26 protein-coding genes are annotated in these 25,735 nt (G+C 51.4%); 18 read left to right on the forward strand and 8 right to left on the reverse strand.

Features of this window, described 5'->3' with window-relative positions; genetic code table 11:
- The first annotated feature begins 3 nt into the window (after window positions 1–3).
- Complete coding sequence (locus QMO62_RS00185) at window positions 4–1,221, forward strand: glycosyltransferase (RefSeq protein WP_284637743.1); 1,218 nt, start codon at window positions 4–6, stop codon at window positions 1,219–1,221.
- A gap of 279 nt (window positions 1,222–1,500) precedes the next feature.
- On the opposite strand, the gene wecB is transcribed toward QMO62_RS00185, so the two are convergent.
- Entirely contained in the window at window positions 1,501–2,565 is a 1,065-nt protein-coding gene (gene wecB, locus QMO62_RS00190; protein ID WP_284637745.1) for a non-hydrolyzing UDP-N-acetylglucosamine 2-epimerase, read from the reverse strand.
- 171 nt (window positions 2,566–2,736) lie between these two features.
- Window positions 2,737–4,014, reverse strand: a complete 1,278-nt coding sequence (locus QMO62_RS00195) for a nucleotide sugar dehydrogenase (RefSeq protein ID WP_284637747.1) — start codon at window positions 4,012–4,014, stop codon at window positions 2,737–2,739.
- Window positions 4,015–4,365: 351 nt separating this feature from the next.
- Here QMO62_RS00195 and QMO62_RS00200 point away from each other — a divergent pair, with 351 nt between their 5' ends.
- A complete protein-coding gene (locus QMO62_RS00200; RefSeq protein ID WP_284637750.1) occupies window positions 4,366–5,313 on the forward strand; it encodes a glycosyltransferase family protein in 948 nt (315 codons plus the stop codon).
- Window positions 5,314–5,435: 122 nt separating this feature from the next.
- Here QMO62_RS00200 and QMO62_RS00205 read toward each other — a convergent pair whose 3' ends face one another.
- The gene (locus tag QMO62_RS00205; RefSeq protein WP_284637752.1) at window positions 5,436–6,419 is read right to left on the reverse strand and encodes a ketoacyl-ACP synthase III; all 984 of its coding nucleotides are present in this window, start codon (window positions 6,417–6,419) and stop codon (window positions 5,436–5,438) included.
- A gap of 212 nt (window positions 6,420–6,631) precedes the next feature.
- Between QMO62_RS00205 and QMO62_RS00210 the strand changes: the two genes are divergently transcribed.
- The 8 genes from QMO62_RS00210 to QMO62_RS00245 all read left to right on the forward strand — a co-directional run bounded on the left by QMO62_RS00210 (window position 6,632) and on the right by QMO62_RS00245 (window position 11,731).
- Window positions 6,632–7,453, forward strand: a complete 822-nt coding sequence (locus tag QMO62_RS00210; protein WP_284644807.1) for a sensor histidine kinase — start codon at window positions 6,632–6,634, stop codon at window positions 7,451–7,453.
- The gene (locus QMO62_RS00215; protein ID WP_284637753.1) at window positions 7,450–8,118 is read left to right on the forward strand and encodes a response regulator; all 669 of its coding nucleotides are present in this window, start codon (window positions 7,450–7,452) and stop codon (window positions 8,116–8,118) included. Before QMO62_RS00210 ends, QMO62_RS00215 begins: the two co-directional genes overlap by 4 nt.
- 85 nt (window positions 8,119–8,203) lie before the next feature.
- Window positions 8,204–8,833, forward strand: a complete 630-nt coding sequence (locus QMO62_RS00220) for a YcnI family copper-binding membrane protein (protein WP_284637755.1) — start codon at window positions 8,204–8,206, stop codon at window positions 8,831–8,833.
- A 124-nt stretch (window positions 8,834–8,957) separates the two neighbouring features.
- Entirely contained in the window at window positions 8,958–9,797 is an 840-nt protein-coding gene (locus QMO62_RS00225) for a peptidoglycan-binding protein (RefSeq protein WP_284637757.1), read from the forward strand.
- A gap of 113 nt (window positions 9,798–9,910) precedes the next feature.
- Entirely contained in the window at window positions 9,911–10,384 is a 474-nt protein-coding gene (mscL, locus tag QMO62_RS00230) for a large-conductance mechanosensitive channel protein MscL (protein WP_284637759.1), read from the forward strand.
- Window positions 10,385–10,533: 149 nt separating this feature from the next.
- The gene (locus tag QMO62_RS00235) at window positions 10,534–11,019 is read left to right on the forward strand and encodes a MarR family winged helix-turn-helix transcriptional regulator (protein WP_284637761.1); all 486 of its coding nucleotides are present in this window, start codon (window positions 10,534–10,536) and stop codon (window positions 11,017–11,019) included.
- Window positions 11,016–11,351 (forward strand): hypothetical protein, encoded by a 336-nt coding sequence (locus QMO62_RS00240; RefSeq protein WP_284637762.1) that lies wholly within the window; start codon window positions 11,016–11,018, stop codon window positions 11,349–11,351. The genes QMO62_RS00235 and QMO62_RS00240 overlap by 4 nt, the downstream gene beginning before the upstream one ends.
- 155 nt (window positions 11,352–11,506) lie before the next feature.
- Window positions 11,507–11,731 (forward strand): helix-turn-helix domain-containing protein, encoded by a 225-nt coding sequence (locus QMO62_RS00245; protein WP_028547616.1) that lies wholly within the window; start codon window positions 11,507–11,509, stop codon window positions 11,729–11,731.
- Window positions 11,732–11,848: 117 nt separating this feature from the next.
- On the opposite strand, the gene QMO62_RS00250 is transcribed toward QMO62_RS00245, so the two are convergent.
- The 3 genes from QMO62_RS00250 to QMO62_RS00260 all read right to left on the reverse strand — a co-directional run bounded on the left by QMO62_RS00250 (window position 11,849) and on the right by QMO62_RS00260 (window position 13,214).
- Window positions 11,849–12,304 (reverse strand): CBO0543 family protein, encoded by a 456-nt coding sequence (locus QMO62_RS00250; protein WP_284637767.1) that lies wholly within the window; start codon window positions 12,302–12,304, stop codon window positions 11,849–11,851.
- Window positions 12,305–12,668: 364 nt separating this feature from the next.
- Window positions 12,669–12,833 (reverse strand): hypothetical protein, encoded by a 165-nt coding sequence (locus QMO62_RS00255; protein WP_284637769.1) that lies wholly within the window; start codon window positions 12,831–12,833, stop codon window positions 12,669–12,671.
- A gap of 81 nt (window positions 12,834–12,914) precedes the next feature.
- The gene (locus QMO62_RS00260; RefSeq protein WP_284637771.1) at window positions 12,915–13,214 is read right to left on the reverse strand and encodes a hypothetical protein; all 300 of its coding nucleotides are present in this window, start codon (window positions 13,212–13,214) and stop codon (window positions 12,915–12,917) included.
- 135 nt (window positions 13,215–13,349) lie between these two features.
- Between QMO62_RS00260 and QMO62_RS00265 the strand changes: the two genes are divergently transcribed.
- The gene (locus QMO62_RS00265; protein WP_284637773.1) at window positions 13,350–14,057 is read left to right on the forward strand and encodes a pirin family protein; all 708 of its coding nucleotides are present in this window, start codon (window positions 13,350–13,352) and stop codon (window positions 14,055–14,057) included.
- Window positions 14,058–14,140: 83 nt separating this feature from the next.
- Here QMO62_RS00265 and QMO62_RS00270 read toward each other — a convergent pair whose 3' ends face one another.
- Both QMO62_RS00270 and QMO62_RS00275 read right to left on the reverse strand, forming a co-directional pair.
- Window positions 14,141–15,700 (reverse strand): catalase, encoded by a 1,560-nt coding sequence (locus tag QMO62_RS00270; RefSeq protein WP_284637775.1) that lies wholly within the window; start codon window positions 15,698–15,700, stop codon window positions 14,141–14,143.
- A 161-nt stretch (window positions 15,701–15,861) separates the two neighbouring features.
- Window positions 15,862–17,190, reverse strand: coding sequence for an MFS transporter (locus QMO62_RS00275; RefSeq protein ID WP_284637777.1), 1,329 nt, complete (start codon window positions 17,188–17,190; stop codon window positions 15,862–15,864).
- Between the two features lie 174 nt (window positions 17,191–17,364).
- Between QMO62_RS00275 and QMO62_RS00280 the strand changes: the two genes are divergently transcribed.
- The 7 genes from QMO62_RS00280 to QMO62_RS00310 all read left to right on the forward strand — a co-directional run bounded on the left by QMO62_RS00280 (window position 17,365) and on the right by QMO62_RS00310 (window position 25,735).
- Window positions 17,365–19,089: a stalk domain-containing protein gene (locus QMO62_RS00280; protein ID WP_284637779.1), complete on the forward strand. Its 1,725-nt coding sequence runs from the start codon at window positions 17,365–17,367 to the stop codon at window positions 19,087–19,089.
- 84 nt (window positions 19,090–19,173) lie between these two features.
- Window positions 19,174–19,530 (forward strand): Na-translocating system protein MpsC family protein, encoded by a 357-nt coding sequence (locus tag QMO62_RS00285; RefSeq protein WP_284637781.1) that lies wholly within the window; start codon window positions 19,174–19,176, stop codon window positions 19,528–19,530.
- Window positions 19,531–19,716: 186 nt separating this feature from the next.
- Window positions 19,717–22,068, forward strand: a complete 2,352-nt coding sequence (locus QMO62_RS00290) for an FdhF/YdeP family oxidoreductase (RefSeq protein WP_284637784.1) — start codon at window positions 19,717–19,719, stop codon at window positions 22,066–22,068.
- A 5-nt stretch (window positions 22,069–22,073) separates the two neighbouring features.
- Window positions 22,074–22,874 carry a formate dehydrogenase accessory sulfurtransferase FdhD gene (gene fdhD, locus QMO62_RS00295; RefSeq protein WP_284644808.1) on the forward strand — a complete coding sequence of 267 codons (801 nt, stop codon included), beginning with the start codon at window positions 22,074–22,076 and terminating at the stop codon, window positions 22,872–22,874.
- Window positions 22,875–22,942: 68 nt separating this feature from the next.
- Window positions 22,943–23,560 carry a glycerol-3-phosphate responsive antiterminator gene (locus QMO62_RS00300; protein WP_284637786.1) on the forward strand — a complete coding sequence of 206 codons (618 nt, stop codon included), beginning with the start codon at window positions 22,943–22,945 and terminating at the stop codon, window positions 23,558–23,560.
- Window positions 23,557–24,297: a YqjF family protein gene (locus QMO62_RS00305; protein WP_284637788.1), complete on the forward strand. Its 741-nt coding sequence runs from the start codon at window positions 23,557–23,559 to the stop codon at window positions 24,295–24,297. The genes QMO62_RS00300 and QMO62_RS00305 overlap by 4 nt, the downstream gene beginning before the upstream one ends.
- Before the next feature lie 85 nt (window positions 24,298–24,382).
- Complete coding sequence (locus tag QMO62_RS00310; protein ID WP_284637790.1) at window positions 24,383–25,735, forward strand: spore germination protein; 1,353 nt, start codon at window positions 24,383–24,385, stop codon at window positions 25,733–25,735.

Consider the following 25,735-nt stretch of genomic DNA (forward strand, 5'->3'; position numbering starts at 1 on the left):
TATTTGAGAATTTGCATGTTAATTAGAAGGCATTCATTTCTTGATGCCCGTGTTTTTGAAAAAGAGGCTAGAAGTTTGGCTAAAATGGGGCATTTCGTGACGATTATGGCGCCGAAGCATCGCGGACATTTATTAACGATTGCTAATACCCCTAATCTCGATAAAGCGTTCCAGAAAGAAAGATTTGTACATGAGGGTATAGCCTTTTCTACGTATAACGCGAATCAGATTACAGATAAAAAACAAGTTGCATTGATGCAGCAAAGCATGTTACAGAACATTAATAATGGTGAACGCTCTTATTTTGTAGACTCATTGTGGGCGACCGCACTGCACGAAAATGCAGATGTGTATATAGCTCATGAATGGGAGACGCTTTACGAGGCAATTCAGATCAAGAGATGGTTCAATAAGCGAAGTCGTAGAGTAAAGATTATATTTGACGCTCACGAATTAGAGGATGATAACCTACTTCTGAAATCGCTCATGCGGGAAGTTGATCACATAATAACTGTTTCAGACAGTCTCAAAAATATATACGCAAGAAGATACCCTAATATCCCTATTACGATCATTTACAACTCACCTCCTTTTCAAGAGCAAGCGGCTTCGTTTGTTCATAAAAACAAAGGGCTCACAAATCCCGGCACATCTTTTACGATAGCCTATGAAGGAAAGTTGTCCAAAAAAAAGGGTGATCCTTACAAAATCGTGGAAATCGTCAACCTTTTAAACAAATCAGGAATGAAAGTGAAATTCAAGATATTAGGAAATGTTTCTATGGCAAATAAACTGGAAACGGAAGAGGTTATTACTCAACTAAGATCTCATCCCAGCATTGAATACGGGTGGGTTGATTTCAAAGATTTACCCCAGCATTGGGCAAATGTTGATGCAGGTTATATATTCTTTGATCTAAGTAATCAAAATCGCGTGCATGCGCTACCCAATAAATTTTTCAGTTATTTGAACAGCGGAACTCCGGTTGTCGTCAATGCCGCCGCTGAAATGGAAAGATTCGTAACCAAACATCAATGCGGAATTGTTATTAAGAAGAAGAATCCCACGGCTGCCGATTACGCTGTCCATTTTTTAAGATTGCATAGAAACAGGAAGTTGCTCAACCAATTAAGCCTAAATGCAAGGGAAATCATGCGGAAAAGTTTTAGCTGGGAAAAGATGGGGGAGCGACTTTTTGGAATTATGAAATCGTTGAAATAAGGAAAAAGAAGAGGACACGAACCTACACGGCTGTTACAAGTCATAAAATCAACACAATATAAAAGCCAACCTCAACGGTTGGCTCTTTATTGTACTAGCGTGCCCAGAAGCACGCATTCTTTAGCCGGTGACTTGGGAGATTCGAGGGACAGAAGAAGGGACCTTGCAGGGTCCTTTGAGTTTGCCCTTAGTGAACATCCTATCCTATTGGACGAATTGGACAAAGAACAAACCCGAAGAGGGCTCCGGTTCCATATTTTGAATTCCCAGTCCCCCTTTCTATCTCATAGGTTCCAAAAATGCTGTTTTTTCAGCCGAACGACCATCGCCAAATAAAGGAGGGTGTTGTTCCGGCATGACCAGATGGCGTGTGGCTTTTAATATGCCTTGGGTATCCACGCCGGTAATATGATTCCATCCCGCTTGGACGGTTTCTACCCATTCTGTTTCATCACGGAGGGTTAAACATGGAACTTTAAGCATGTACGCTTCCTTTTGAATTCCTCCCGAATCGGTTAATACTAGCTTTGCATTATGAATGAGATTCAGCATATCCAAATAGGAGAGAGGGGGAGAGATTATAATGTGTGGAGCCTTCAAGAGATCTTGTAAATTCCATTGATTGATCAGCTTAGCCGTCCTGGGGTGTAATGGTATTACTACCGTCTCATTTAAATGGCGTAACGCTTCTAGAATATTCTTAAGCCTTTGGTAATCATCGGTGTTTTCTTGGCGGTGTATTGTAGCGAGGTTGTATCTTTTCGGAGTTAAACCGAATGTATCCATGATTACCGATTGTCGAAGTGCAATATCCTTATAATGTAAAACGGAATCAAACATGATATCCCCAACCCAATGAACATTCCTTTCAATACCTTCATGCTGAAGGTTTTTGATAGACTCCATTGTGGGACAAAATAATATGCTGGACATATGGTCGGTTAGGATTCGGTTGATCTCTTCCGGCATTCGCTTGTTAAAGCTGCGTAATCCTGCCTCAACATGAGCAACAGGAATATTAAGCTTGGCTGCAGCCAAGCTTCCGGCTAAAGTAGAGTTCGTATCCCCGTACACCAATACCAAATCAGGTTTCTCTATTTCCAGTATGCTCTCCATTCCTTCTATTATTTTAGCTGTTTGTTTCCCATGAGTACTCGACCCCACACCCATATAATAATCCGGAGTAGGTAGTTGAAGCTGATCAAAAAAAACTTTGGACATGTTATCATCGTAATGCTGCCCCGTGTGAACCAATATTTCTTGAGAAAACTCTTGTAGTACTCTGCTTAAGCTAGAAGCTTTGATGAATTGCGGACGTGCGCCTACTACCGTAACGACCTTCACTTCGTCTCACCTCTTCGGTATACCATTAGTTTATTCTCATTATTAACCAATGAGTGTAATATTCGTATATTTCTTTCATTATTGATACAGGTTTCATAAGAGAACAATAGTTTCTTCATAGGTACGAAAATAGGCCAACCACAAAATTATCGGCTGGCCTTTTATATGAATCTACCCACCTAATTGCATTATTTTTGTATGGTTAGCACTCTCCTTAATTACATTGCGTGTATCAAATATAAATTTGGCCGAAGAAACTATTTTCTGGATCGGTATAGTGGAATGGTCCGTTAATATCAATACGCAATCGGCAGCGTATAACACTTGATCTGTCAGCTCCTGGCTATGAAGCTGCTCTCCCCCTACCTGGAGAGAAGGTATATAAGGGTCGTGATACGACACCGCTGCTTCTGCGTTTCTGAGCAAATTCATGATTTGGATTGCCGAAGATTCCCTCGCATCGTTAATATCTCGTTTATAAGCCGCCCCGTAAATAAATATATTGGCATCTTTAAGCTGCTTATTAGGTAAATGTTCAGCTATTTTTTGGACGATATATTCTGGCATTTGATTGTTGATTTTTTTAGATAATTCAATAAAAGAGCTTTTTACACCGAGCTGTTCGGCTTTCCATTGCAGATATAAAGGATCAACGGGAATACAATGCCCGCCCACCCCAGGCCCTGGATAGAAAGCAGAGTATCCAAACGGCTTAGTTTTTGCAGCTTCAATAACTTCCCAAATGTTTAATTTTAGCGAATCACATATGGTTGCAAGCTCATTCATCATGGATATATTAACGAATCGATAAGTATTTTCTAATAGCTTCGTGAATTCGGCTGCTTCTGTAGAAGAAACCATAAAGAGCTGGTCGAAAACTTTACTGTATAATTGGTACACCGCGTTCGCACATGTATCCGTCACGCCGCTTATGATTTTAGGGATTTGCTCAAGCGAAAAATGCTCATTCCCCGGATCAACTCGTTCAGGCGAATAACCTAGGAATATATCTTTTCCCACAAGCAATTTACTTTTTTCCAATATTGGCTGCAACACTTCTCTAGTAGTACCTGGAAAAGTGGACGATTCCAATACTATTAATTGTGATTGCTTGATTCTACGGCTAATTTCCTCGCCAGCTTGTATTAAGTAACTTAGGTCTGGTTGATCTTCAGAGTTCAAGGGAGTAGGCACGCATATTACTATCGAGTTCGCCTTTTCTACCGGGTCGTAACGATTAGAAGCGACGAAGCGACCTGTGTCAAGCATGGAACGTAGTTCGGGATCGTCTAGACCAGTTAAATAATTAACCCCGTTACGCAAATGGTTTATTTTATTCAAATCAGTATCAATACCAATAACACGAAAGCCTTTTCTTGCAAAAGTCATCGCTAAAGGAAGACCCACAAAGCCTAATCCGATGACAGCGACGGTTTTGTTGTGATTCATAAGGTCACTGTTCAATCTTTGGAGCACCTCCTGTCTATAAAACGAGAAGTTAGATACTCACAAAATATGTCCAAGATGGTAAAGTGAAACGGCTTACGTCCTATGCATTCATACAGTTTATGTCGGAAAAGCATTTTATTAAAAATAGGTAAAGAGAATCCCACTACTTGTCTATACCTTGCTTCACCTTAGCACATATAGTATATAAAATAGTTTTATTTTGGTCGTCAACTCACCTGGGATTACCATCGCTAATATTCGGGCTGCGAGCGTATGAAAGGAGAACTATTATAGCCAAAGGGGTGTGTTGTTGTGGGGAAGAATACCAAGAAACTAAAGATACTGATCCTTATGACCCGTTTTTGGGAGAAGTATCCAAAGCATAAACAAAAATACGATATGATTCAGGCCATCGAAGAATTTGCGGATGTGCGATATTGGCATAAGGAAGGAAAGCTATCTAAAATTATAAAGAAGCTAAAATTCAATCCGGATTTTATCATCCATTATGATATAGAATGGGGTTACAAGTACGCTCCGAAAATTAAAGGAATGAACAAAATTAACATTCCGAAAGGATGCTTCGTGCTTGATCTTCATTATTCAATACAACAAAGAACTAAGTATATAGAAAAAAATAATATGGATCTTATTTTCTCAGTCACAAAAAAACCTTTTCTAAAAACCTTCCCGCAATATGCCAAAAAACTCAGATGGGTTCCATGGTCTATGAACCCTGATGTGATAAAGGATTGGGGGTTAAAGAAAGATATTAAGTTTCTGCTTATGGGACAATTCCATGTTCAAGATCCTGATTACGCTCCCAAGAGAAATCCGCGTAAAGGGGCCTATCCGTTCCGGGAATCGGTTTTTCAAATAATGAAAGGTGTTGACGGGTTTGTATATCATCCGCACCCCGGACATAAGGCACGTCCATCCGAGAACCTTCTTGTTGATGTAAAATATGGCAAAGAGTTAAATCGTTCCGAGATATTCTTCACCTGCGGGGGGGAGCAGAAGGTTCCAGTGCTCAAGTTTTTTGAAGCTCCGGGCTGTAGGACATTACTTCTGGCGGAGCCAAATGAGGATCTGTCCGATTTGGGTTTTAAAGACGGAGTGAACTTCGTAGCCTGTAATGAATCCAATTTATATGAAAAAGCCATGTATTATTCACAAAATAAAGAAGAAAGAAAACGAATCACGGAAAACGGATATCGCTTAATTCACAACCATCATACCAATCGTATCCGGGCGAAGCAGCTAGTACAGCATATTAAGGATTATTTAAAAAGAAAATGAATGCAATAGATAACGAACGATTTCGGTAGGGCCGAAAGCCGTTTAGCACGAAATACGTTCGTTATCTCGATAAACGGGATTTTTTTAAATTCCAGTTACTGTGTTCTCAACATACCCATCGTTCAGTTGAGCCCCCGCCATGTCAACAACAACCCCGCATGCACCAGACCACCGCCGAACCCATATAGCATAAGCGTGTCACCGTCACGGATCAGGCCTTGTCGCACACCTTGGTCCATTGCTAGCGGAATTGTCGCCGCCGAAGTGTTCCCATACTGCTCGATCGTATGCAGCGTCTTATCCAGCGGTATTCCTGTTTTCTCACAAACGGATTCGATGATCCGCAGATTGGCGCTGTGCGGTATGAACCAGTCCACATCGCCGTAAGTCAGCCCGGCTTGCTTCAGAAGCTCCTCTGTCCCCCTGGGAACCGTTTGAACAGCAAACTTATACACCTCACGACCGTTCTGCACGATTTTGCCTGTATCTTGCAGCGTCGTTCCGTTCAAGCAGCTGGAGGTTCCTGTGCGGTACAAATGGATGCCGCCGCTTCCATCCGTACCTGCACGGTAGGCGCCAAAAGAGGGGTGCTGCTCATCGCGTTCGACCAGCACAGCCCCGGCACCGTCCCCGAACAAGATGCAGGTGGTACGGTCCGTATAATCAGTAATCTTGGAAAGAGCATCGGCTCCAATGACAAGCACTTTGCGGTGCAGACCGGAGGTAACCATCGCATCGGCTACATGCAGGCCGTAGACGAATCCGGCGCAGGCGGCGGACAGATCCATAGCACTTGTTTGCGGGATGCCGAAATGCGCTTGTACCAGGCAGGCTGTGCTCGGAAAGGAGAAATCCGGCGTGCTGGTGCTGACGATGATCAGTTCCACACCCTCCAAGTTGACAGGATAACGCTCAAGCATATTTCGGACGGCGGCAATGCATAGATCGCTGGTGTGCTGATCGGGAGCACAAATGCGCCGTTCCCGGATCCCCGTCCGTTGGACGATCCAATCGTCCGAGGTATCTACCATTTTCTCGAGGTCTGCATTGGTTAGTCTTGCTTCCGGTACGTAGCTTCCAATGCCGGTAATACGTGCTTGTGACATGGTTTGCATGAGCAACTCACCCCAATGGTTTAATTTAGTACCAAGTACTAATACTAGGTTATAATTATTGTAATGGGGAAGGAAGCCTTTGTCAATGAGGCGAATGACAGATCAAACAGGCAAGATCTTCTGTAAACTTTCACTCGAAGCTTTTCGGGGCAAACAGTATAATAGACTGGAGAGTAAAACAAGAACATGAGGTAGAACCTATGCTGTCTTTACGAACCTTAAAGCTTTTCACGATCATGCTGCCCCCCGTCCTCATTGGGGGTTTTGAGTACATTCGGCATGATTTTCTGCTGGGTGTGCTTTCTATGGAGACAGGCAACCTGTACATTACGCTGCTCACGCTCCTCCTCTCTTATCTATTCGCGACGTGGATGTTCCGGAGGATCGGGAGGACGAATGAGCGACTAGCCGCGGAAGAAGCAAAGCGTGCCGTATACGAGGAACGGGAGCGGCTTGCCCAAGAGCTGCATGATAACATTGCGCAGATCTTATTCTTCCTGAATGTACAGCTGCGCAAAGGGCAGATCGATGAGGCCCGTTCCGCCGTATCGGAGCTGGACCATCAGCTTCGGCAGGCGATATTTAACCTGCGTACGGTTCCGGAGGAAGGGGGAGGCTTCGCCGCGAGGCTGGAGACGTGGCTCGAGGAGTGGAGCGCGATCAGCGGCATTGCCGTAGAGCGGAGTGTGGAGCCCCATGCCATCCAACTAACACCGGCGGCCGAGGTGCATTTATTCTCCGTCATTCGCGAAGCCTTCACGAACATCCGTAAGCATTCGCTGGCCGATCATGCGGCAATCACCTTGGATCAAGATGCGCAGCAACGCTGGAGACTGAGAATCAGCGATAACGGCATCGGTATGGAAGCCTTGAAGATCCCGGAGCATAGCCGCAAGCAATATGGGCTCGCGATGATCCGCAAGCATGCCCAGGCGCTTGGAGCGCAAGTAGCATTGCATCAAGTGCCGGATGAAGGGGTGGAGCTGCTGCTCATCGGACCGGAGCCGGGGAAGGAGACGATATGATATATCGCGTACTTATAGCTGATGACCACCCTTTGTCCCGGCGTGCCGTGATGACACTGCTGGCAGGGGAAGAGGATTTTCTATGTATCGGTGAGGCGGCGAATGGCCAAGAAGCGGTAGAGCTGTGTGAGAAGCTGCTGCCAGATCTGGTGCTGATGGATATCCGCATGCCGGTGCTTACGGGACTGGAGGCGGTGAAGAGGATCAAGTACCGTATGCCGCACATTCGTATTGTTATGCTGACGGTTTCCGACGATGCCGCCGATCTGTTGGCCGCCATCCGCTACGGGGCCCAAGGGTATCTCCTTAAGAATATGGACCCAGACGATTGGATGTTGTATCTGCGCGGTTTATTAAACGATGATGAGAGTATTACCCGGAGTATGGCAGACCGGCTTCTGCAGCCCTTCCTGCATGCCAAGCCAAGCAGCACGGAAGCGGAACCCGGAGTCCTCTCGCAGAGGGAAACGGAAATATTGACTTACGTGGCGCGCGGCCTAAGTAATCGGCTGATTGCCGAGGAGCTGGGCATTACGGAGAACACGGTCAAAAATCATATGAAAAATATCCTGTCGAAGCTCGGTCTGGACAATCGAGTGCAACTTACAGCATACGCCGTTCGCCATGGCCTGTCACATATCGGTCATAAACCTGTCCCGGAATAGCCCGGTTGGGTCATACCCTGCCTGACCCGTTTGCGATACATTGTTTATGGAAATAATGATCGCTGGAAAGGCAGGAGTTTAGAAAATGAAAAAATGGGCTATGATCCCCGCTTTAACGCTATTGATGACTTTGCTGGGAGCCGGCATCGCCAGTGCGCATGTCACCGTGCTGCCCCAAGAAGCTACACAAGGAGCTTATGAGAAATTTACGGTACGGGTCCCTTCGGAGAAGGAGTCTGCGACAATAAAGGTGGAGGTGCGCTTCCCGGTGGAGGCGGTAACCGTCTCCCGCTTCGAGCCGAAGCCGGGCTGGACCTACGAGCTGGCACGATCCGCAGATAATAAAATCACCGGAGTCACTTGGACCGCCACGGGAGACGGTCTGGGAGCAACGGAGTTCGGCGAGTTCAATATGTCAGGCAAAGTAGCCGACAACGCCACCGCCATTTCATGGAAGGCATACCAAACCTACAAGGACGGCAGCGTTGTGGAGTGGGTCGGTGCGGCAGGCTCGGATAAGCCCGCTTCCGTAACGAAGGTGCTTCCGAAGCCGGCGGGCGCGTCGGCTGACAGCCACGGGCATACGGCTGCACCGGCAGCTGATGCGGCGCATCAGGAGACGGCAAGCGGCAGTTCGCAGCTTCCGCTTTACCTGTCCGTTGCAGCACTAGTGCTGGGGGCGCTCTCCGTTGTTCTTTCGCTGCGACGCCGATAAGTGAAGATGAGCATTCTAGGGACTGGCTCCGATGGGGCCGGTTCTTTTTTTTGACTAAAATTTCGTCGATGGGGGAAGCTGGAAATGATGTATTTCGACAAATCATGACCAGGAGGCTTACCCTATGTTTCAACACTTACGTACGAAGAAAACCGTCGTCCTGCTGTTAGTGAGTTTGCTGCTGTGTTTCACTGTTGCTACATCGGTATTTGCTTTCGGCAAGGGCGCTAAGGGCTCCGATGTGTATGCTGTGCAAGCGATGCTGAAATCGCTTGGATATTTTCAGGGGGATATTACAGGTTATTATGGAACGGCGACGGAATCGGCCGTCAAGAAATTTCAAAAGGCCTACGGCCTGCCTGTAACGGGGGCGGTGGATTACAAGACGCTGGAGTCTATTCTGTGGGCGTACGGGAGTTCCAAGAAGCCTCAACAGCCTACTCCCGCACCTACTCCAACTCCTGCACCGACACCAACCCCAGCTCCGACGCCGGCCCCAACTCCGGCCCCAACGCCAGCGCCAACGCCAGCGCCAACGCCAGCGCCAGCGCCAACGCCTCAGCAGCCGACCGAGAATCAATTGTCTGCCGAGGAGCAGGAAATGATCGCTTTGGTCAATCAGGCGCGGCAAGCGGCCGGACTTCCTCCTCTGAGTGCGGATCCGCTGCTGTCCAAGGTGGCCCGGTTGAAGAGTCAGGACATGGCGGACAAAAATTATTTCTCTCATCAGTCCCCGACCTACGGTTCGCCTTTCGATATGATGAAGCAATTTGGCGTCACCTATCGCACAGCCGGGGAGAATATCGCTTGTAACCAGAATGTGGCGAATGCCCATCAAGCGCTTATGAATTCGCCGGGTCATAAGGCCAACATTCTAAGTGCGGAATTCACGCATATCGGCATTGGGATCGTCGACGGCGGGCCATGCGGCAAAATGTTTACTCAAATGTTCATCGGCAAGTGATTGCGGACTCAAGCCCGAAGCGCAACGAACTAGTTGTGCTTCGGTTTTTTTCTGTTACAATAACAACCATGGCGGGTAATAGCATAAAGTATGGTAGAGGAGGACAAGCTAATATGCTGGCAACATTAATCAAGGAGTTTAAGGAATTCGCCGTTAAGGGGAACATGATTGAGCTTGCGATCGGGGTCATTATCGGAGCGGCCTTCGGTAAGGTCGTTACTTCCATCGTCAACGATCTGATCATGCCGCCGGTAGGACTATTGCTTGGAAAGGTGAGCTTTACCGATCTTTTCCTGAGCCTTGACGGGAATGCTTATCCTTCACTCACGGCTGCTAAGGAAGCAGGCGCACCGACGCTGAACTACGGAATCTTTATTAACACCATGCTCGATTTCCTCATTGTATCCTTCGTTATTTTCCTGGTCGTTAAGCAGCTCAACCGGTTCCGGAAAAAACAAGAGAAGCCGGACCCGAAGGCAGGGCTCAAGGCTTGCCCGGAATGCTTATCCGATATACCTAAGGAAGCGGTCCGCTGCAAGTATTGCACCTCGCCGCAGCCTGCGAGATCTCCGGGTCTTAACCAATAGCTGAGCTTTTTTATGCTGCCCTTCATGAAATCATCGTGAAGGGCTTTTCTCATGTGCTGGAGGATGGGATTGACACTTAGCTTTGCTTCTGCTAGATTATACGTGTATTATACAACAGTTGATTATATCATCAATTGGGAGGACGTCAGATGCAGCGAGAGGATGTAGTAGAGCTCCGATACGTGATGCAGCAGTTTATCCGATCCTTTGGCCTTTTGGAGCAAACCAAAACACCGTGCGGTTTTTCTTTATCGCTGTCCCAAGTGTTCGCTCTTCAGGAGCTGGAGAAGACGACGCTTACGATAACGGAGCTGGCGGCAAGGCTTCAATTGGAACGGAGCTCCGTCAGCCGACTCATTGAAGGTCTTGTGAAGGGCGGCTTTGTTTCAAGGGAGCTGAATGAAAGCAATCGCAGGGAAGTAGTGCTTACTTTAACGGGGAAGGGGAAAAGCTCCATTCACAGAGTGCGAGACCAATCCGTGGCATTCTATCAATCCATTCTTGCTAGAATGTCCGAGGAGGAGCAGGCTCAGTTCGCGGCAAGCTTCAAGAGGTTCACTGCGTCTCTGACGGACGTTAGGAAAGACACTGGCGAAGCGGGTAGGGCTGCCGATGCTGAGGGGGGAGAAGTATGATGCGTCGGCACATGCCCAGCAAGGAGGCCGCGGGAACGGTAGCCGCCTCGATTTCATCGATACTACTGTCGGTTATCGCTTCGTCCCATCACTGGCTTCACATGGGCATCCTGCTGCTGCTAGGCGGATCCGCTAACGCGTTGGCTTCTATGACCGGCATTCTGTGGATTCGCCGGGCGATGATGGCAGCGACAGTCATTACAACGGTTTTTGCTTTTTATCGTCTGATGCAGCGAAAGCACATGCCTTTGTGGATGAAATGGCTTTCCGCCATATCCATCGGGGTCTCGGTTGGTTTTCTAGGCTATACTCTTGTCCAATTCGGCTGGTAAGCTCAATGACAAGCTGCGAACCCTTGGATTCTCAATGGAAACGCCCATTTTTCATAGGATGAATCACCCTGTGGTGCTGCCCTTCATAAACTGAATTTGACTGTATCCCTAGACCTTGTAATTAAACAAATACCCGGGCAAGGAGGGGTGGCATCTTGAAGGGCAGCGACCATAAAAGCAAATTTTTGCTAACAAACCGCGAGCGCGAGGTTTTTGAACTGCTGGTGCAGGACAAAACAACCAAAGATATTGCGCAGCAGCTGTTTATCAGCGAAAAAACGGTACGTAACCATATCTCCAACGTCATGCAGAAACTAAACGTCAAAGGACGTTCGCAGGCGGTTGTGGAACTAATCAAACTAGGGGAATTAACGATCTGAGGATTCTCCGATAACGAACCGATCCGGCCTTCTCTTTTTGCCCCGAATGGGGCATGAAGAGAAGGTTTTTGGTGCTTGTGGGGGGATGTGGCAAGAAGCATATGCCCCAATCGATGGTTATTTGCGATAAAACCATAGGTAGAAGAGGTGCGACATACTAAACGTAACGAGCAGGGTGATCCAGGACCAGAGGCCGGTCCAATCCAAGTACCGGATGAGCTCGGTGTAACGCTCGATCAACACTTCCACGATACTCATCCAAGTCGGCCAGATCAGGTACCAACCGACTTTATTCATCCAACCTTTGGTATGGGGAAATCTAAGTATAAAGATGACACAGGTGGCAGGGTAAATAAAATATTCAAAGGCAAAGCTGCTTTTCGTTGCGTACGCGAATTCCCGGATAGGATATTCGATGAGTTTAAGCTCTGCGACGATGAGGCCGAACAACCAAGTAACAGCATGCGTAAACAAAAAAATGACGAGGGCTTTGCGAATTTTACCCCTGGGGGTAAAGATGACTACCAGAAGTGCTGCTAGAATCCAGCAGGATAGTAATACCGTTCTATTCATTAGCATGAATGCCATGGTTTTTATGCTCACTCCCGCGAAAATAGGCAATGAGTCTTATCTTTACCATAAACTAGAACTTTATTCGACGTTTCCCCAAACGAATAAAACCACTCCGGAAGAGTGGTTCACCAAAAAAACAGCTTTAAGGACAAATACACCATCACGGCTAGCAGCGACCAAACGAGCAAGAACTGACCAGGGGTTAGCTTTTCGATGATTCGCATAGCCTCAGCTCCTTCAGAAAAGGGTATAACCATTGTAGGTGATAACCCGGGAGCTTACAACGAAGAGAAATGTCTACTTTTGTAAGGTGACAAGATGTATCGATTGCCTGTAAGTCGTCAAGTGATTCTGATTGCGGTGATTAGGGAGCCTTCCGTTCCACCCGTACAGGGTCCTTTTCCCCGGTAGCTTCCTTCTTAAGGTTATTGATAACGGCCCCCACGACATCGCTTATCCCATCAGTCGCAGCAACACCGGGCTCGCCCTCAGGGATGCCGAAATTCGCATTGTCTTTAATATCATCCATGCAGAGCACTCCTTCCATTCAGCTTGAGAATGCTCTTAGGGTTGCCAACATTCTACACCTTATGCATACATGGGGAAGCGCTTATACGTTATAATCCATACGGGCGTCCGCGGCAATGATGAGCTTTCGCTCCTCCTTGTTATATGTGATGGCGCCGTCCGATGAATAGTACCATGATTTCTGGTTTTGCCGATCCTCATCCACTACGAAAATATTCAGCTCCAGCCGGTTCTTCATCAGCTCTTCGGCCAACTGCTCCTCGGCGAGGTCGATAGTGAATGTCCAGCCGTTCTCCGAACGCGATAAATCAAAGGCTGTTTGGTGCTTCTCCGAGTCCAGAAAAAGCCGTCCTCCCACCGCATGGCGTATATACATTCGCATGATGCCGGTCCCCCCTGTTCAGAATTTGTTGTGTACAATTGGAAAGTAACTTGACGAAAGTAAGTGTATCACATTACAATGCAGGCATAAAGGAAAAGCTTATACCCAAATCCATATGGACCGAAGGAGCATCCTATGATCAAAATTTACCCCGCCGCCTCACGTTACTCGGCCGATCACGGCTGGCTGCAGTGCAACTTCAGCTTCTCTTTTGCCGACTATTACGACCCGGAGAATGTGCAATTCGGACCGCTGCGGGTCTTTAACGATGATTACATACAGCCTATGGAAGGCTTCGGTACCCATCCTCACCGTGATATGGAAATTGTCACCTTCGTCGTGAAGGGCCAGCTCCAGCATGAGGACAACACCGGGGGCAAGGAGGTGCTGCGACCGGGCGAGGTGCAGCGCATGACCGCAGGCACCGGGATCCTCCATTCGGAAATCAACTCGTCGCTGGATGAAGTGGCGAATACGCTGCAGCTGTGGTTCCTCCCAAGCGAGAGGGGACTGACTCCGTCCTATGAACAGAAGGCCTATGATGTTCGGTCAGCGTTGAACGGTCTGCTACCCGTCGTATCCAACAGGATTCGTACGGAGAGTACGGTTCATATTCATCAGGATATGACCATTTATATGTCACAGCTGGAAGCGGGGCACGAGCTCTCTTTCACCCAGCAGCCGGATCGCAAGATGTACCTGTTTGTCATTGAGGGGGACGTGACGCTGAACGGAGAAGCCAAGCTGAGCAGAAGGGATGCCGCGCGCATGACCGATCTGTCGGAGCTGTCGATCGCGACGGAGTCGGGCGCTCATTTTATGTTTATGGATCTGCCCGCGTAAGCTCTCCCAGTAACGCATGCACGTCATATAAAAGGAAAGCGAAGCCTAACCCAGCCATGCTGCGGAAAGCTTCGCTTTCTTTATTAATACCCGTCCGTACGCTTCCCGGCCTGTGCCGCCAGCTGTGCGCCTTCATCCATAGATGACATTTCGTTCTTAACCTTCGAAAGGCCTTCCGACACCCGGCGGCCGTATTCCGCATCGGCTCTAGTAAAATACTCGACCATCTTATTTTGGATTTGCGGATGGCATACCTTTAGCGCATTCACAAGGTTGGCGACGAGCTCGTCCTTCTCCCAATCCTCGAACCTCCGATAAGTGTCTCCTGCCTGTCCGAAATCATTCGTCCGATCGAGCGTTTGACGCACCAGCCTCTCCCGATAGGCCGGTTCATGCTCTTTGCCGGCAGGATGGGCTTCCTTCAGACCGCCGAGGAGCGACGGCTCGTAGTTGACATGCGGATTTTGGCTCGGACCGCGATCAACCTTGAACTCCATCTGCCCACCGCGCTGATTCGTGGCGACATGCGTCTTCGGTGCATTAATCGGCAATTGCAGGTAGTTCGTGCCTACGCGGTAGCGCTGCGTGTCCGAATAAGAGAACGTGCGCCCCTGCAGCAGCTTATCGTCAGAAAAATCGAGGCCGTCCACGAGTACGCCTGTGCCGAAAGCCGATTGCTCCACCTCGGAGAAATAATCCTCCGGGTTCCGGTTCAGCACCATCCTGCCGACCGGCAGGAACGGCCATTTCTCATGATCCCACAGCTTCGTCGGATCGAGCGGATCGAAATCCAGCTCCGGGTGCTCGTCATCGCTCATGATTTGAACGCACAGCTCCCATTCCGGATAATCGCCTCGCACAATCGACTCGAACAAATCCTGCGTGGCATGGGACGTATTTTTTGCCTGAATTTGCTCCGCTTCCTCTTGCCGCAGATTTTTCAGCCCCTGCTTCAACGGCTCCCAATGATACTTCACAAGCACCGCTTCGCCGTCCTTATTGACCCACTTGTAGGTGTTCACTCCAGAGCCCTGCATTTGACGATAGTTCGCCGGAATTCCCCAAGGGGAGAACAGGAACGTCACCATGTGCGTCGCTTCCGGCGAATTCGCGATAAAATCAAACATTCTTTCCGGATTGGACAGATTCGTTACGGGATCCGGACGGAAGGCGTGCACCATATCAGGGAATTTCAGCGGGTCACGGATAAAGAACACCTTCAGGTTGTTCCCGACGAGATCCCAGTTGCCGTCCTCCGTATAGAACTTCACCGCGAAGCCGCGCGGGTCGCGGAAGGTTTCCGGGGAATGGCCTCCGTGAACCACGGAGGAGAAGCGGACAAAGACAGGAGTTTGCTTGCCCTTCTCTTGGAACAGCTTGGCCCTCGTGTATTTGGCGATCGGCTCATCGCCGACGGTTCCGTAGGCTTCAAAATAGCCGTGCGCACCGGCGCCGCGGGCATGCACGACCCGCTCGGGAATGCGCTCCCGGTCGAAATGCGATATTTTCTCCAGAAAATGATAGTTTTCCATGGTTACGGGCCCGCGGCTGCCGATCGTTCTTACATTCTGATTATTCGAGATCGGGTGCCCTTGGCGGTTGGTTAACGTCATTGATTCGGACTGTCCGTTGTTGGTTTCCATGACCTTGCCTCCATTAGCTTCTAGTCCATTCCATTTTCTGCCTTTGGAGGGAAAACTATTCATAAACAGAGAACTTCTGATGTAATGCAACAATTGGCGTCTAAGTGCAGTCTTTCAAATGGGAAAGACCCGGCTAGCAGGCCAGGTCTTTCCCATCAAACTTAGTCCTTTTTCGTATAAGGCACCTTCACATGGACGAACAGCCCGATGATCACCAGCACGGTAAGGGAGCCGAGTGCAATACGGCTCGCAAGATTGCCGCTGTCGGCGAGCAGCAGGGTGATCGTACCGTACAGCAGCGGTCCGACAATGGAAGACACCTTGCCGGAGAAGGCGAACAAGCCGAAGAATTGGCCCCGTTTCTCCTCCGGCGTCAGCTCCACGATCATCGTTCGCGAAGTCACCCACATGGCGCCCATCGCTACGCCGTATAAGCTTCCGGCCGCCCAGAATACCGGCTCATTCGTAGCGGTAGAGGCAAGAGCAATCGAGATGATCATGATGACGGCAACGGCACTGACAGAGCGCTTAGCGCCGACGCTTCGGGTCACGTAGCCGAAGACGAACGAACCGATGATGCTCGACACCGTAGATACAAGGTAGAGCAGAATGAATTGGCCGGTAGAGAAGCCGATGACCGTTTTGGCGTACACGCCCATGACTGCGATGGCCGTAGCTACCGCGTCATTGAAGAAGAAGTACGCGATCATGAAGAGGAACACGGCACGATAAAGCTTCGCTTCCTTGAAGGTAGCGTAAATTTCTTTATACCCGCTGAAGAAGGAAGGCTTCTTGCCGGATGCAACCGCCCGGGCGGGCTTCTCCTTATACATGAAGAAGATTGGCAGCGAGAAGACGAGATACAGCAGAGCCGTAGGGATGAACGATTCATGAAAGCCGTCATTGCCGATGAAAGGATACACGGAAAGTCCCATCAGCGTACCGATATAGCCGACTGCCACGCCGAACCCGGAGATAAGCGGTATTTCCTTCTCCTGCCCCAGATCGGAGATCATGGCGTCGTAGAACACGAGACTGGAGTTATAGAAAAATTTGGCTACCATGAACAGGAGCAGCACCATACATAGGGATGCCGGCAGGCCGGCCCAGGTCATCGATGTGTTCCAAGAAGCGAACAGTCCCATGAGCAGCGTGCTGAAGATACTGATGAGCGCGAAGGGGACGAGAAACTTCTTTTTACGTCCCGTCCGGTCGATCCATACGCCGAACAGCGGCGACATCAGCACTAGAAAGAAGCTGGCGAGCGCATTGGTGTAGGACACGAAGGTGCTGGCAATTTGGTTCATTTTCTCGCTGCCCCCAAGCACCTCCTGCAAATAAAACGGAAAAAAAATCGTTACGATGTTCGAGGTGAAGATCGTGTTGGCAAAGTCATAAAGGGCCCAAGCCAGAACGGGAATGGAAAAATAGAGGCCTATCCCCGATCGGGCGGGTGCGGGCTGCTGCAGGGGCGCTTTTGGGTTTGTCATGGATTCTCTCCTTCGATGCAAGAATGGGTACTGAAGGAATTCCATTGCGACAGCCGGAATTCCTCTTTCTTTACACGAATTTTATAGGGCGGTCAGCTTAAGAAGTTTTCACCATTCTGCCGCCGCTGCCATGGTACAATAGTGATGTCATTTTACGAATTAGAGGGGATGTTTATGTCTGCATTTCGTCGTTATGCTTCCGTAGTAACTATTGCAACGCTCTTGTTCTCCAGTCAGCTCCCCGCACCCTCCGCGAGCGCGAATGAGTCGGAACCGGTTGCTCCGGTGTCAGTGCAAATTAACGGTACGCTCCAAGCCTACGAGCAGCCGCCGATCATCTTGAACGGCTCCACCCTGGTACCGCTTCGCGGCATTTTCGAAGCGCTGGGCGCCACCGTCATCTGGGACGGCAGCACCCGTACGGTGAGCGGGTTTAAGGATACAACGCGCGTGATTCTTGGTATCAATAAGAACGAAGCGGAGATCAACGGCAAGGCCGTTCAGCTGGAGCAGCCTGCCGTATTGATAAGCGGCAATACGCTGGTGCCGGCCCGCTTCGTCAGCGAATCACTCGGAGCCCAGGTCGCCTGGGATGAAGCGACACGTACCGTACGGATCACGACAAAGCCTCAAGGGTCTTCAGCCGATGCGTTCGCTAAGGCGTCGCATCAGCTGCCGCTAACGATCAACGGCATGGAGGATTATAAGCTGCCTTCTCCGCTGCCGGCCATTCGGACGAACGTCGGGACGCCTCACACGTTCAAGGCGAAGCAGTCTTGGAAGTCGTTCAGCACCAAGTATTTCGATATATATTACTTTGCTCAAGAAGAAGATGTGCTCCGGATGTCCACCCGGTTTGATCTTATTCAACAATTCCTGCTGGAGCGGTTCGGAGTACGGCCGTTTGGCGAGCGGATCCCGGTATATTTTCAGGATGAAGAAAATTACACGCATGAATCCAGGCTGTCCTTCGGTCATGCGCGCTGGAATACGAACGAGAAGGCAATGTTCATTCAGCTGACGGAGGATACGAGCATTGACCGCGTGCTGGCGACGTTCAAGCACGAGCTGACGCACGCCATGACCTTCAGCCATCCTGAGAGCAAGCTGGACGCGAGCACGTTCCTCGGCGAGGCTGCGGCAACCTACTATGAGCAGGCGGAGCCGCATCCGAACTTTGTCCGTCACTCCGTGCTTTATGAGGCGTATAAGGGGAACCGGCTGCTGCCCTTCGCCTCGATCCCGGACAATAATCAGGAATGGAAGAAGGAGCAGATCTCGCTGATCTACGCGCAATCGCAGTCGTTCTACACTTATCTGGTCGAGAGCTACGGGGAGACGAAGATCAACAACCTGTGGTTCGTCCGGGGAGAATGGAAGGATGTCATCAAGCAGGTGACCGGCAAATCGGCAGAGCAGCTGGAGCAGGATTGGAAGAACAGCCTCAAGGGAAGGTTCGAGCAAAACAAAGCGTACCGAGGCGTCCTGTTCTACGATGACGGGGCCAAATATATCGGAGAGCTGCGGAACGGCCTGCCACACGGTCAGGGCAAGCAATTCTTCAACGGCCGTTTGCGCTACGAGGGAGGCTTTGCCGATGATAAATACCATGGAACCGGCACGTACTATCACGACGAAGGGGCCAAGTACGTAGGCGAGTGGAAAAACGGCGAGCAGGAGGGCCGGGGCAAAGCCTATGCGAACGACGGGGCGCTTATCTACGAGGGAGACTTCGTGAAAGGAAACTTCAACGGGCAAGGCACCTACTATTACCAAGGCGGCCAAAAGTATGTCGGGCAGTTCAAGGACGATAAGCCGAACGGGATCGGCACGGTGTACTCCGCATCCGGGGAAGTGCTGTTCTCCGGAACCTTCAAGGACGGAGATCCGGTTCGATAGGCGATGTTTTCCGTCTTGTCCGCAAGAGGCGGTACGTGGTAAAATGTGGTCCAGAAGATGCCGTATAACGGAGCTGTCCTGCAGATGAACAAATATGAAGCTGAATTCAGCAACTTGGTTAAGGCTTACCGCAAAAGGCATATGGGCAAGGGGCCTCGTGAAATCCGCACCACCTTCTGTAAGAACTGGGCGATTTGCGAGATGGAGGGCAATCTCTCCCCGGTGGAGAAATTCATCGCTTCCGCCGTCGACGGGAAGCAGGTGCTGCGCTCCGCCCGCACGGAGATGGTGAAGGAAATATACCGCACCCATCCTCCCGTGGAGATGGAGGAGCTGCTCGGGGCCAAATTCCTCGAGCTGTATGTCGATATCGATTTGGATAAGGATTTTGGAATGAGCATCTTTGTCTTCGATCAGAACATTGAGTTAAAATTCTCATAAACAGAATACAATGATCATGTGCCGTTGGCACTTGGCAGCGCTCCTGCTCAAGACTAACCGCCGCAATCGACGTAACACCTACCCCTGTATTTCGTACGGGAGCTATGGGTTATGTTCGTTGCGGCTTTTTTCTTGGAAATTCATGGGGCAGCGCTTACAAATGTATGGACAAAAGGGGTAGTGAACATGGGAACAACCAAACATTCGGGACGGGTGAAGCTGCCGGGACGGCCGGACCCGAGCCTGTGGGTCAGCAAGGTGCCGTTCGGGCTGCAGCAGCTCAAGCCCAGACATATACGCGATACGCTGAAGGTGGCCTGGGAGAATCGCGATCAGCTTCCTTATGCGTACCGTATCCTTACGCAGGGCGTATGCGACGGCTGCGCGCTGGGCGTGTCGGGCTTGTACGATCAGACGCTGGAAGGACCGCACCTGTGCACGACAAGGCTGAACGTGCTTCGGCTGAATACGATGCCGGCCATACCCGAGAAGACGCTTCATGCGGATATTGAGGAGCTGCGGAAGCTGGACAGCACGGAGCTGCGCAAGCTCGGCCGCCTGCCTTATCCGCTGATCAGGAAGAAGGGCGAACGCCGCTTCCGCAGAGCAAGCTGGGAGGAGGCGCTGGAGCTGATCGCAGGGAAAATCCGCGCGATCGACCCGAAGCAGCTGGCCTTTTATTTGACGGCCCGGGGGATTACGAATGAATCGTATTATGCAGCGGCTAAGGCAGCGCGATTTCTCGGCACGAACCATATTGACAACGCTTCCCGAATTTGTCACTCGCCATCCAAAACGGCATTGAAGCGCTCGGTGGGCATCGGCGCCTCGAGCTGCAGCTATAAGGATTGGATCGGCACCGATGTGCTGGTCTTCTGGGGCAGCGTAGCCGCCAATAATCAGCCGGTGTCTACCAAATATATGTACGCGGCGAAACGGGCGGGCACGAAGATCGTTGTCATCAATCCTTATCATGAGCCCTCCATGGATCGCTACTGGATTCCTTCGATTCCGGAGTCGGCATTATTCGGTACGAAGCTGGCCGACGATTTTTACCAGGTCAACATTGGCGGAGACATCGCCTTCATGAACGGCGTCATGAAAGCCTGGTTCGAGATGGAGGAGGAGCAGCCGGGCTCGGCTGTAAATCATGAATTTGTAAAGGAGCATACGAACGGCTATGAAGAGCTAAGGGCTCACATTGCCGCTTTGGGCTGGAGCGAGCTGGAGGCCTCCTCGGGGATGAGCTGCGGACGAATGCGGGAGTTCGCCCGGCTGCTGGCGGGAGCGGGCTCCGCCGTCTTCGTCTGGAGCATGGGGCTGACCCAGCACCGCTTCGGGACGGACAACATTTCGCAGGTGGCGAATCTGGCGCTGCTGCGCGGCTTCCTAGGCCGGGAGCATTGCGGCCTGATGCCGATTCGGGGGCATAGCGGCGTGCAAGGCTCCGGTGAAATGGGGGCGGACCCATTCAGTCTCCCTGGAGGCGACGATACGGAGGAGAACCGGCGGCGCATAGAAGCGCTGTGGGGGTTTCAGCTGCCCGGCTGGCAGGGGGACATCGTCGGGGTATCGCTGGAAAATGCGCTGCTGCCGGAGGAGCATGAGCGTAAGCTGAAGGTGTTCTACACCTCCGGAGGCAATTTCCTCGAGACGATGCCGGATCCTGCGTTCGTACGCCGCTGTCTGGAGGCTACCGAGCTTCGCGTGCATCAGGACATCATCTTGAATTCATCTACGCTGGTGGATGCGCAGGAGACTGTCGTCGTCCTTCCGGCGATGACCCGCTATGAGCAGCCGGGGGGTGGCACCTCCACCTCGACCGAGCGCATGGTCTATTTCTCGCCGGAGATTGAAGGCCCGAGACTGCCCGAGGCCCGTCCGGAATGGCGGATTTATGCGGATTTGGCGGCACGGGTGAAGCCGGAGTCGGCTGCGCTGGTCCGCTTCGATAGCGCCGAGGCGATCCGAAGGGAGATAGCACAGGCTGCGCTGAACTATGACGGCATCCAGCATCTGAAGGCTCGCGGTGACGTGTTTCAGTGGGGCGGCGCCTGGCTGTGCGAGGGCGGGATATGTCCGACGGCGGATGGCCGAGGCCGGCTCCTGCCGATCGAGCTGCCGGAGCGCCGCAAGCCGGAGGGACATTTCTATGTGACGACAAGGCGCGGGAAACAGTTCAATTCCATGATCTACAGCGAAACGGATCCGTTCAACGGGGCGGACCGGTATGACGTTCTGCTTCACCCTGACGATGCTGCGGCGATCGGTGTCCGTGAGGGAGACGCCATCGTGGTTTATAACCGCTTCGGCACGTTCCAGGGACGGGCGAAGCCGGAACGGGTGAAGGCGGGCAATATCGAGGTGCACTGGCCGGAGGGGAATGTGCTGCTGCCGAAGGGGGTTTACGAGCCGCATGCGGGCATCCCGGAATATAATACGGCCGTTATCGTTGAGAAGGCGGAAACGTTTCATGCGCTTAAGGACACCAAGTATGTGGAGAAGCGAATCGATGAGCTGGAGCTCGAAAGCGAGTGAGGACGATGGAGCGGGAGATGATGTCCCTAAGGCCGATTTGGCGTTACGAAGGAGGGGAATTTACCTTACGGCAGGATGCCGTTTCGACGGAGCGGCCGATTACCGTCAGCATCGGCGGGGAGGAGTTCGCCACGATCGTTTGTACGCCTATCGATATCGAGGAGCTAGTGATAGGCTTTCTGGCCTCGGAGGGGCTGATTCGTACCGCCGACGAGCTTCTTTCCCTGCAGCTGGATGAAAGCAAGGGCTTCGCCTATATCGAGCTTGCGAATCCCGGCATGCTGCAGCTTGCCGATCACTCCAAGCGGCTGATCGGCTCCTGCTGCGGCAAGAGCCGCCAGTTGTACTGGCGCAGCGATGCAAGGACGGCCAAGACGATCCGCTCCCGCGACCGGCTGACCCCGGAGCAGTGTGTGAAGCTTATGCGGGAGCTTCAGGAGCACTCCGTCGCCTTTCAGCTTAGCGGGGGGGTTCATAACGCGGCGCTGTGTACCGCGGACGAGCTGCTGCTCTGCCGAACCGATATAGGCCGTCACAACGCTTTGGATAAGGTGTACGGCCATTGCTTGCGGCACCGGGTGCCGATGAAAGGGAAGGTGCTGGCTTTTAGCGGGCGCGTCTCGTCCGAGGTGCTGCTCAAGGTGTCCAAAATGGGGATCGGCACCCTGCTGGCGAGATCCGCACCCACCGAGCTGGCGCTTCAGCTGGCGGAGGACTTGGGCATTACCGTGGTCGGGTTTCTTCGCGGCGAGAGCTTCAACGTATACACACATCCCGAACGGCTGGGCTTGCAGGCTCCTATGTGAGGTATCGGACTTATGCTATGATGGTGGATAGGAGAAAACTACTTTCTGCCAGGAGGCGCTGATGACCTATGGGCGTTACGCAAAATGCCAAGGGAGATTTTCAAGGCCAGTCCATCCTGCCGGCTGTCCGCAAAATGAAGGACATGGAGCGTTTGCTGGACACTCCCTATACGTGGATCGTGCTGCTCGACAGCCATATTTCCCAGCTGATGAGCATCGCGCAGCTGGCGAGAAGCCACCGCAAGCAGCTGCTCATTCACGTCGATCTGATCCAGGGTCTGAAAAATGATGATTATGCCATCGAATTCCTCTGTCAAAGCGTTAGGCCGGCCGGTATCATCTCCACGCGAAGCAGCGCGGTCGCTACGGCGAAGAAGCATGGGTCTCTAGCCATTCAGCGCCATTTTCTGCTCGATTCGGGTGCGCTGGAGATGTGCTACAAGCTGGCGGAGAAGATCCGCCCGGATTACATCGAGGTGATGCCCGGCGTCATGCCGCACATCATCTCCGAGCTGAGGCAGCGTCTGGAGGTACCGATTCTCGCGGGGGGACTCATCCGGTCGGAGCAGGATGTGAATTTGGCGCTGGAGAGCGGTGCCGTAGCGGTAACGACCTCGCGCAAGGAGCTTTGGGATGCTTTTTCCCCTGCTGCCCCCGCAGCCCCCGCCCCGAGAGGCGGCGTATGACAGCTTACTGGGATGACAGGCATCGGCCATGGCCCGTACCGGACCTGCCCTGGATCATGAAGCAGACATGGAACGATCTTCTGTTTGCCCATTGGCCGATTCGGCCGGAAGCGCTGCGCCGGCTGGTTCCGGGCAGCCTGCCTATCGATACCTACGACGGGTGGGGCTGGATCGGCGTCGTGCCCTTCGATATGACCGGCATTCGGATGCGCGGATTGCCGCCCATCCCCTTGACGGACCGGTTCCCGGAGCTGAATGTACGGACCTACGTCACAATCGACGGCAAGCCGGGCGTCTATTTCTTCAGTCTGGACGCCGCGAACCGGCTTGCCGTGAAGCTGGCTCGGGCGTTCTATCACTTGCCCTACATCTACGCGCGTATGGAGGTTAAGCGGCGGGGCGAGGTTATCAGCTACACGAGCGTGAGGGCGGACGGCACCCCCGGCGCATTTCAGGCGTCATATCGGCCGATATCCGATACGTTCTTGGCCAGCCCGGGCTCCATCGAGGAGTGGTTGACGGAGCGCTACTGCCTGTATACGCTGAATGGCTCCGGACAGCCCTGCCGCTGCGACATACTGCATCCGCTATGGCCGCTCCGATTGGCCGAGGCGGAGTTCTCCTTAAATACGATGACGTCAGCGCAAGGAATAGCCGTGGAGGAAACGAAGCCGCTGCTTCACTTTGCAAGCACGATCGATGTGCGGATTTGGCCTCTGCTTCGCGTGCGTTCCTAACGAACACTTCATAAAAGCCCCTGCTTCGGGGAATGTTATCCATGTAAGGTACAGGATGCCATTCTTTGGAGGAGGGGTTCTTTTGATGGATTCGGCCGTGTGGGAGCGCGTGAAGAACAGCCTTCAAACCTCACAGGATGTCATCTGCAAGGAGTTAACCAGTGCCTCCCGGCAGATGGAGCTGCTGTATATTTATTTCCTCATCGACGATCAGAAGATGTATTTCCAGATCATCGAGCCCTTTTTCCGCTTGGCGGAATCGTATCCTCAAGCCGTCTCCTCTCTTCCTGCTGCAAGAAAACCGAAAGACTATCAAGATGTGATGGGAGCTGTTCTTGAGGGACAAGCGGCCCTTCGTATTGAGGACCAATGGTGGCTCATAGACGTACGCAAATACGAAGCCCAAAAGGTGAACGACACGCAGGTGGAGACGGTCATTCAGGGACCGCAGGATGCCTTCAGCGAGAACATCCAGATCACTCTGAACATGCTGAGAAGCAGGTACCGCGTGCCGTCGCTGAAGATCGAATCAATGAAGATCGGGGAAAGCTCCCGAACCACCGTGGCACTAGTATATGATGACGAGATCATCGACAAGAAGATGCTTCATGAGGTCAAGAAGCGCCTGGGCTCGATTCGGGTGAACCTTCTCCAATCTGCCGGTGAGCTAAGTCAGCTGCTCATGGAGCAGAGGTGGACACTGTTTCCAAGACACATGATTACGGATCGTCCGGACCGGGCTATATTAAATTTATCCAATGGTAAAATCATCCTTGCCGTAGAATCGACGACCTTCGTGCTCGTACTGCCTGCCGTTTTTTTCGATTTCTTCTCATCGATGGACGAGCCGACGCAGCTTCCGTTGATCGGGTATTTTTTGAAGTTTCTGCGTTACTTCGGCTTGTTCATTACTGTGGCGCTTCCGGCCTTTTATGTGGGAGCAACCTCCTACAATCCGGAGCTGTTTCGTGTCCAGCTGGCTTTGATGGTATCGGGCAGCCGCTCGGCCGTTCCTTACGCATCGTATTTGGAAATTATCATCATGCTGATTATGATGGAATTTCTAATTGAGGCTAGTATCCGTCTCCCGAAGTCAGTAGGCTCCACCGCAACGACCGTCGGCGGGCTGATTCTCGGGCAAGCGGCAACGGAAGCGGGATTGGTCGGCAATATCATGATTATTATCGTGGCGGCCGTAGCCATATCCAACTTCGTCATACCGATCAATGCCATGAGCTTTGCCGTCAGGGTCATCAAATATCCTCTTATCGTGCTGGCCTCTTTGTTCGGGCTGCTCGGAATTGTTGTCGGGCTTGTATGGCTCGTCATGTATTTAAGCAGCCTGCGCAGCTTCGGCCAGCCTTATTTGAAGCTATTCCAGCCGGGGGTCATCAAGCGTCATCAAATAGGGCCGGGAGGCACAAACAAAGGACGGTGA

This window comes from Paenibacillus silviterrae (assembly GCF_030167925.1).
Classification (GTDB): Bacteria; Bacillota; Bacilli; order Paenibacillales; family NBRC-103111; genus Paenibacillus_G; species Paenibacillus_G silviterrae.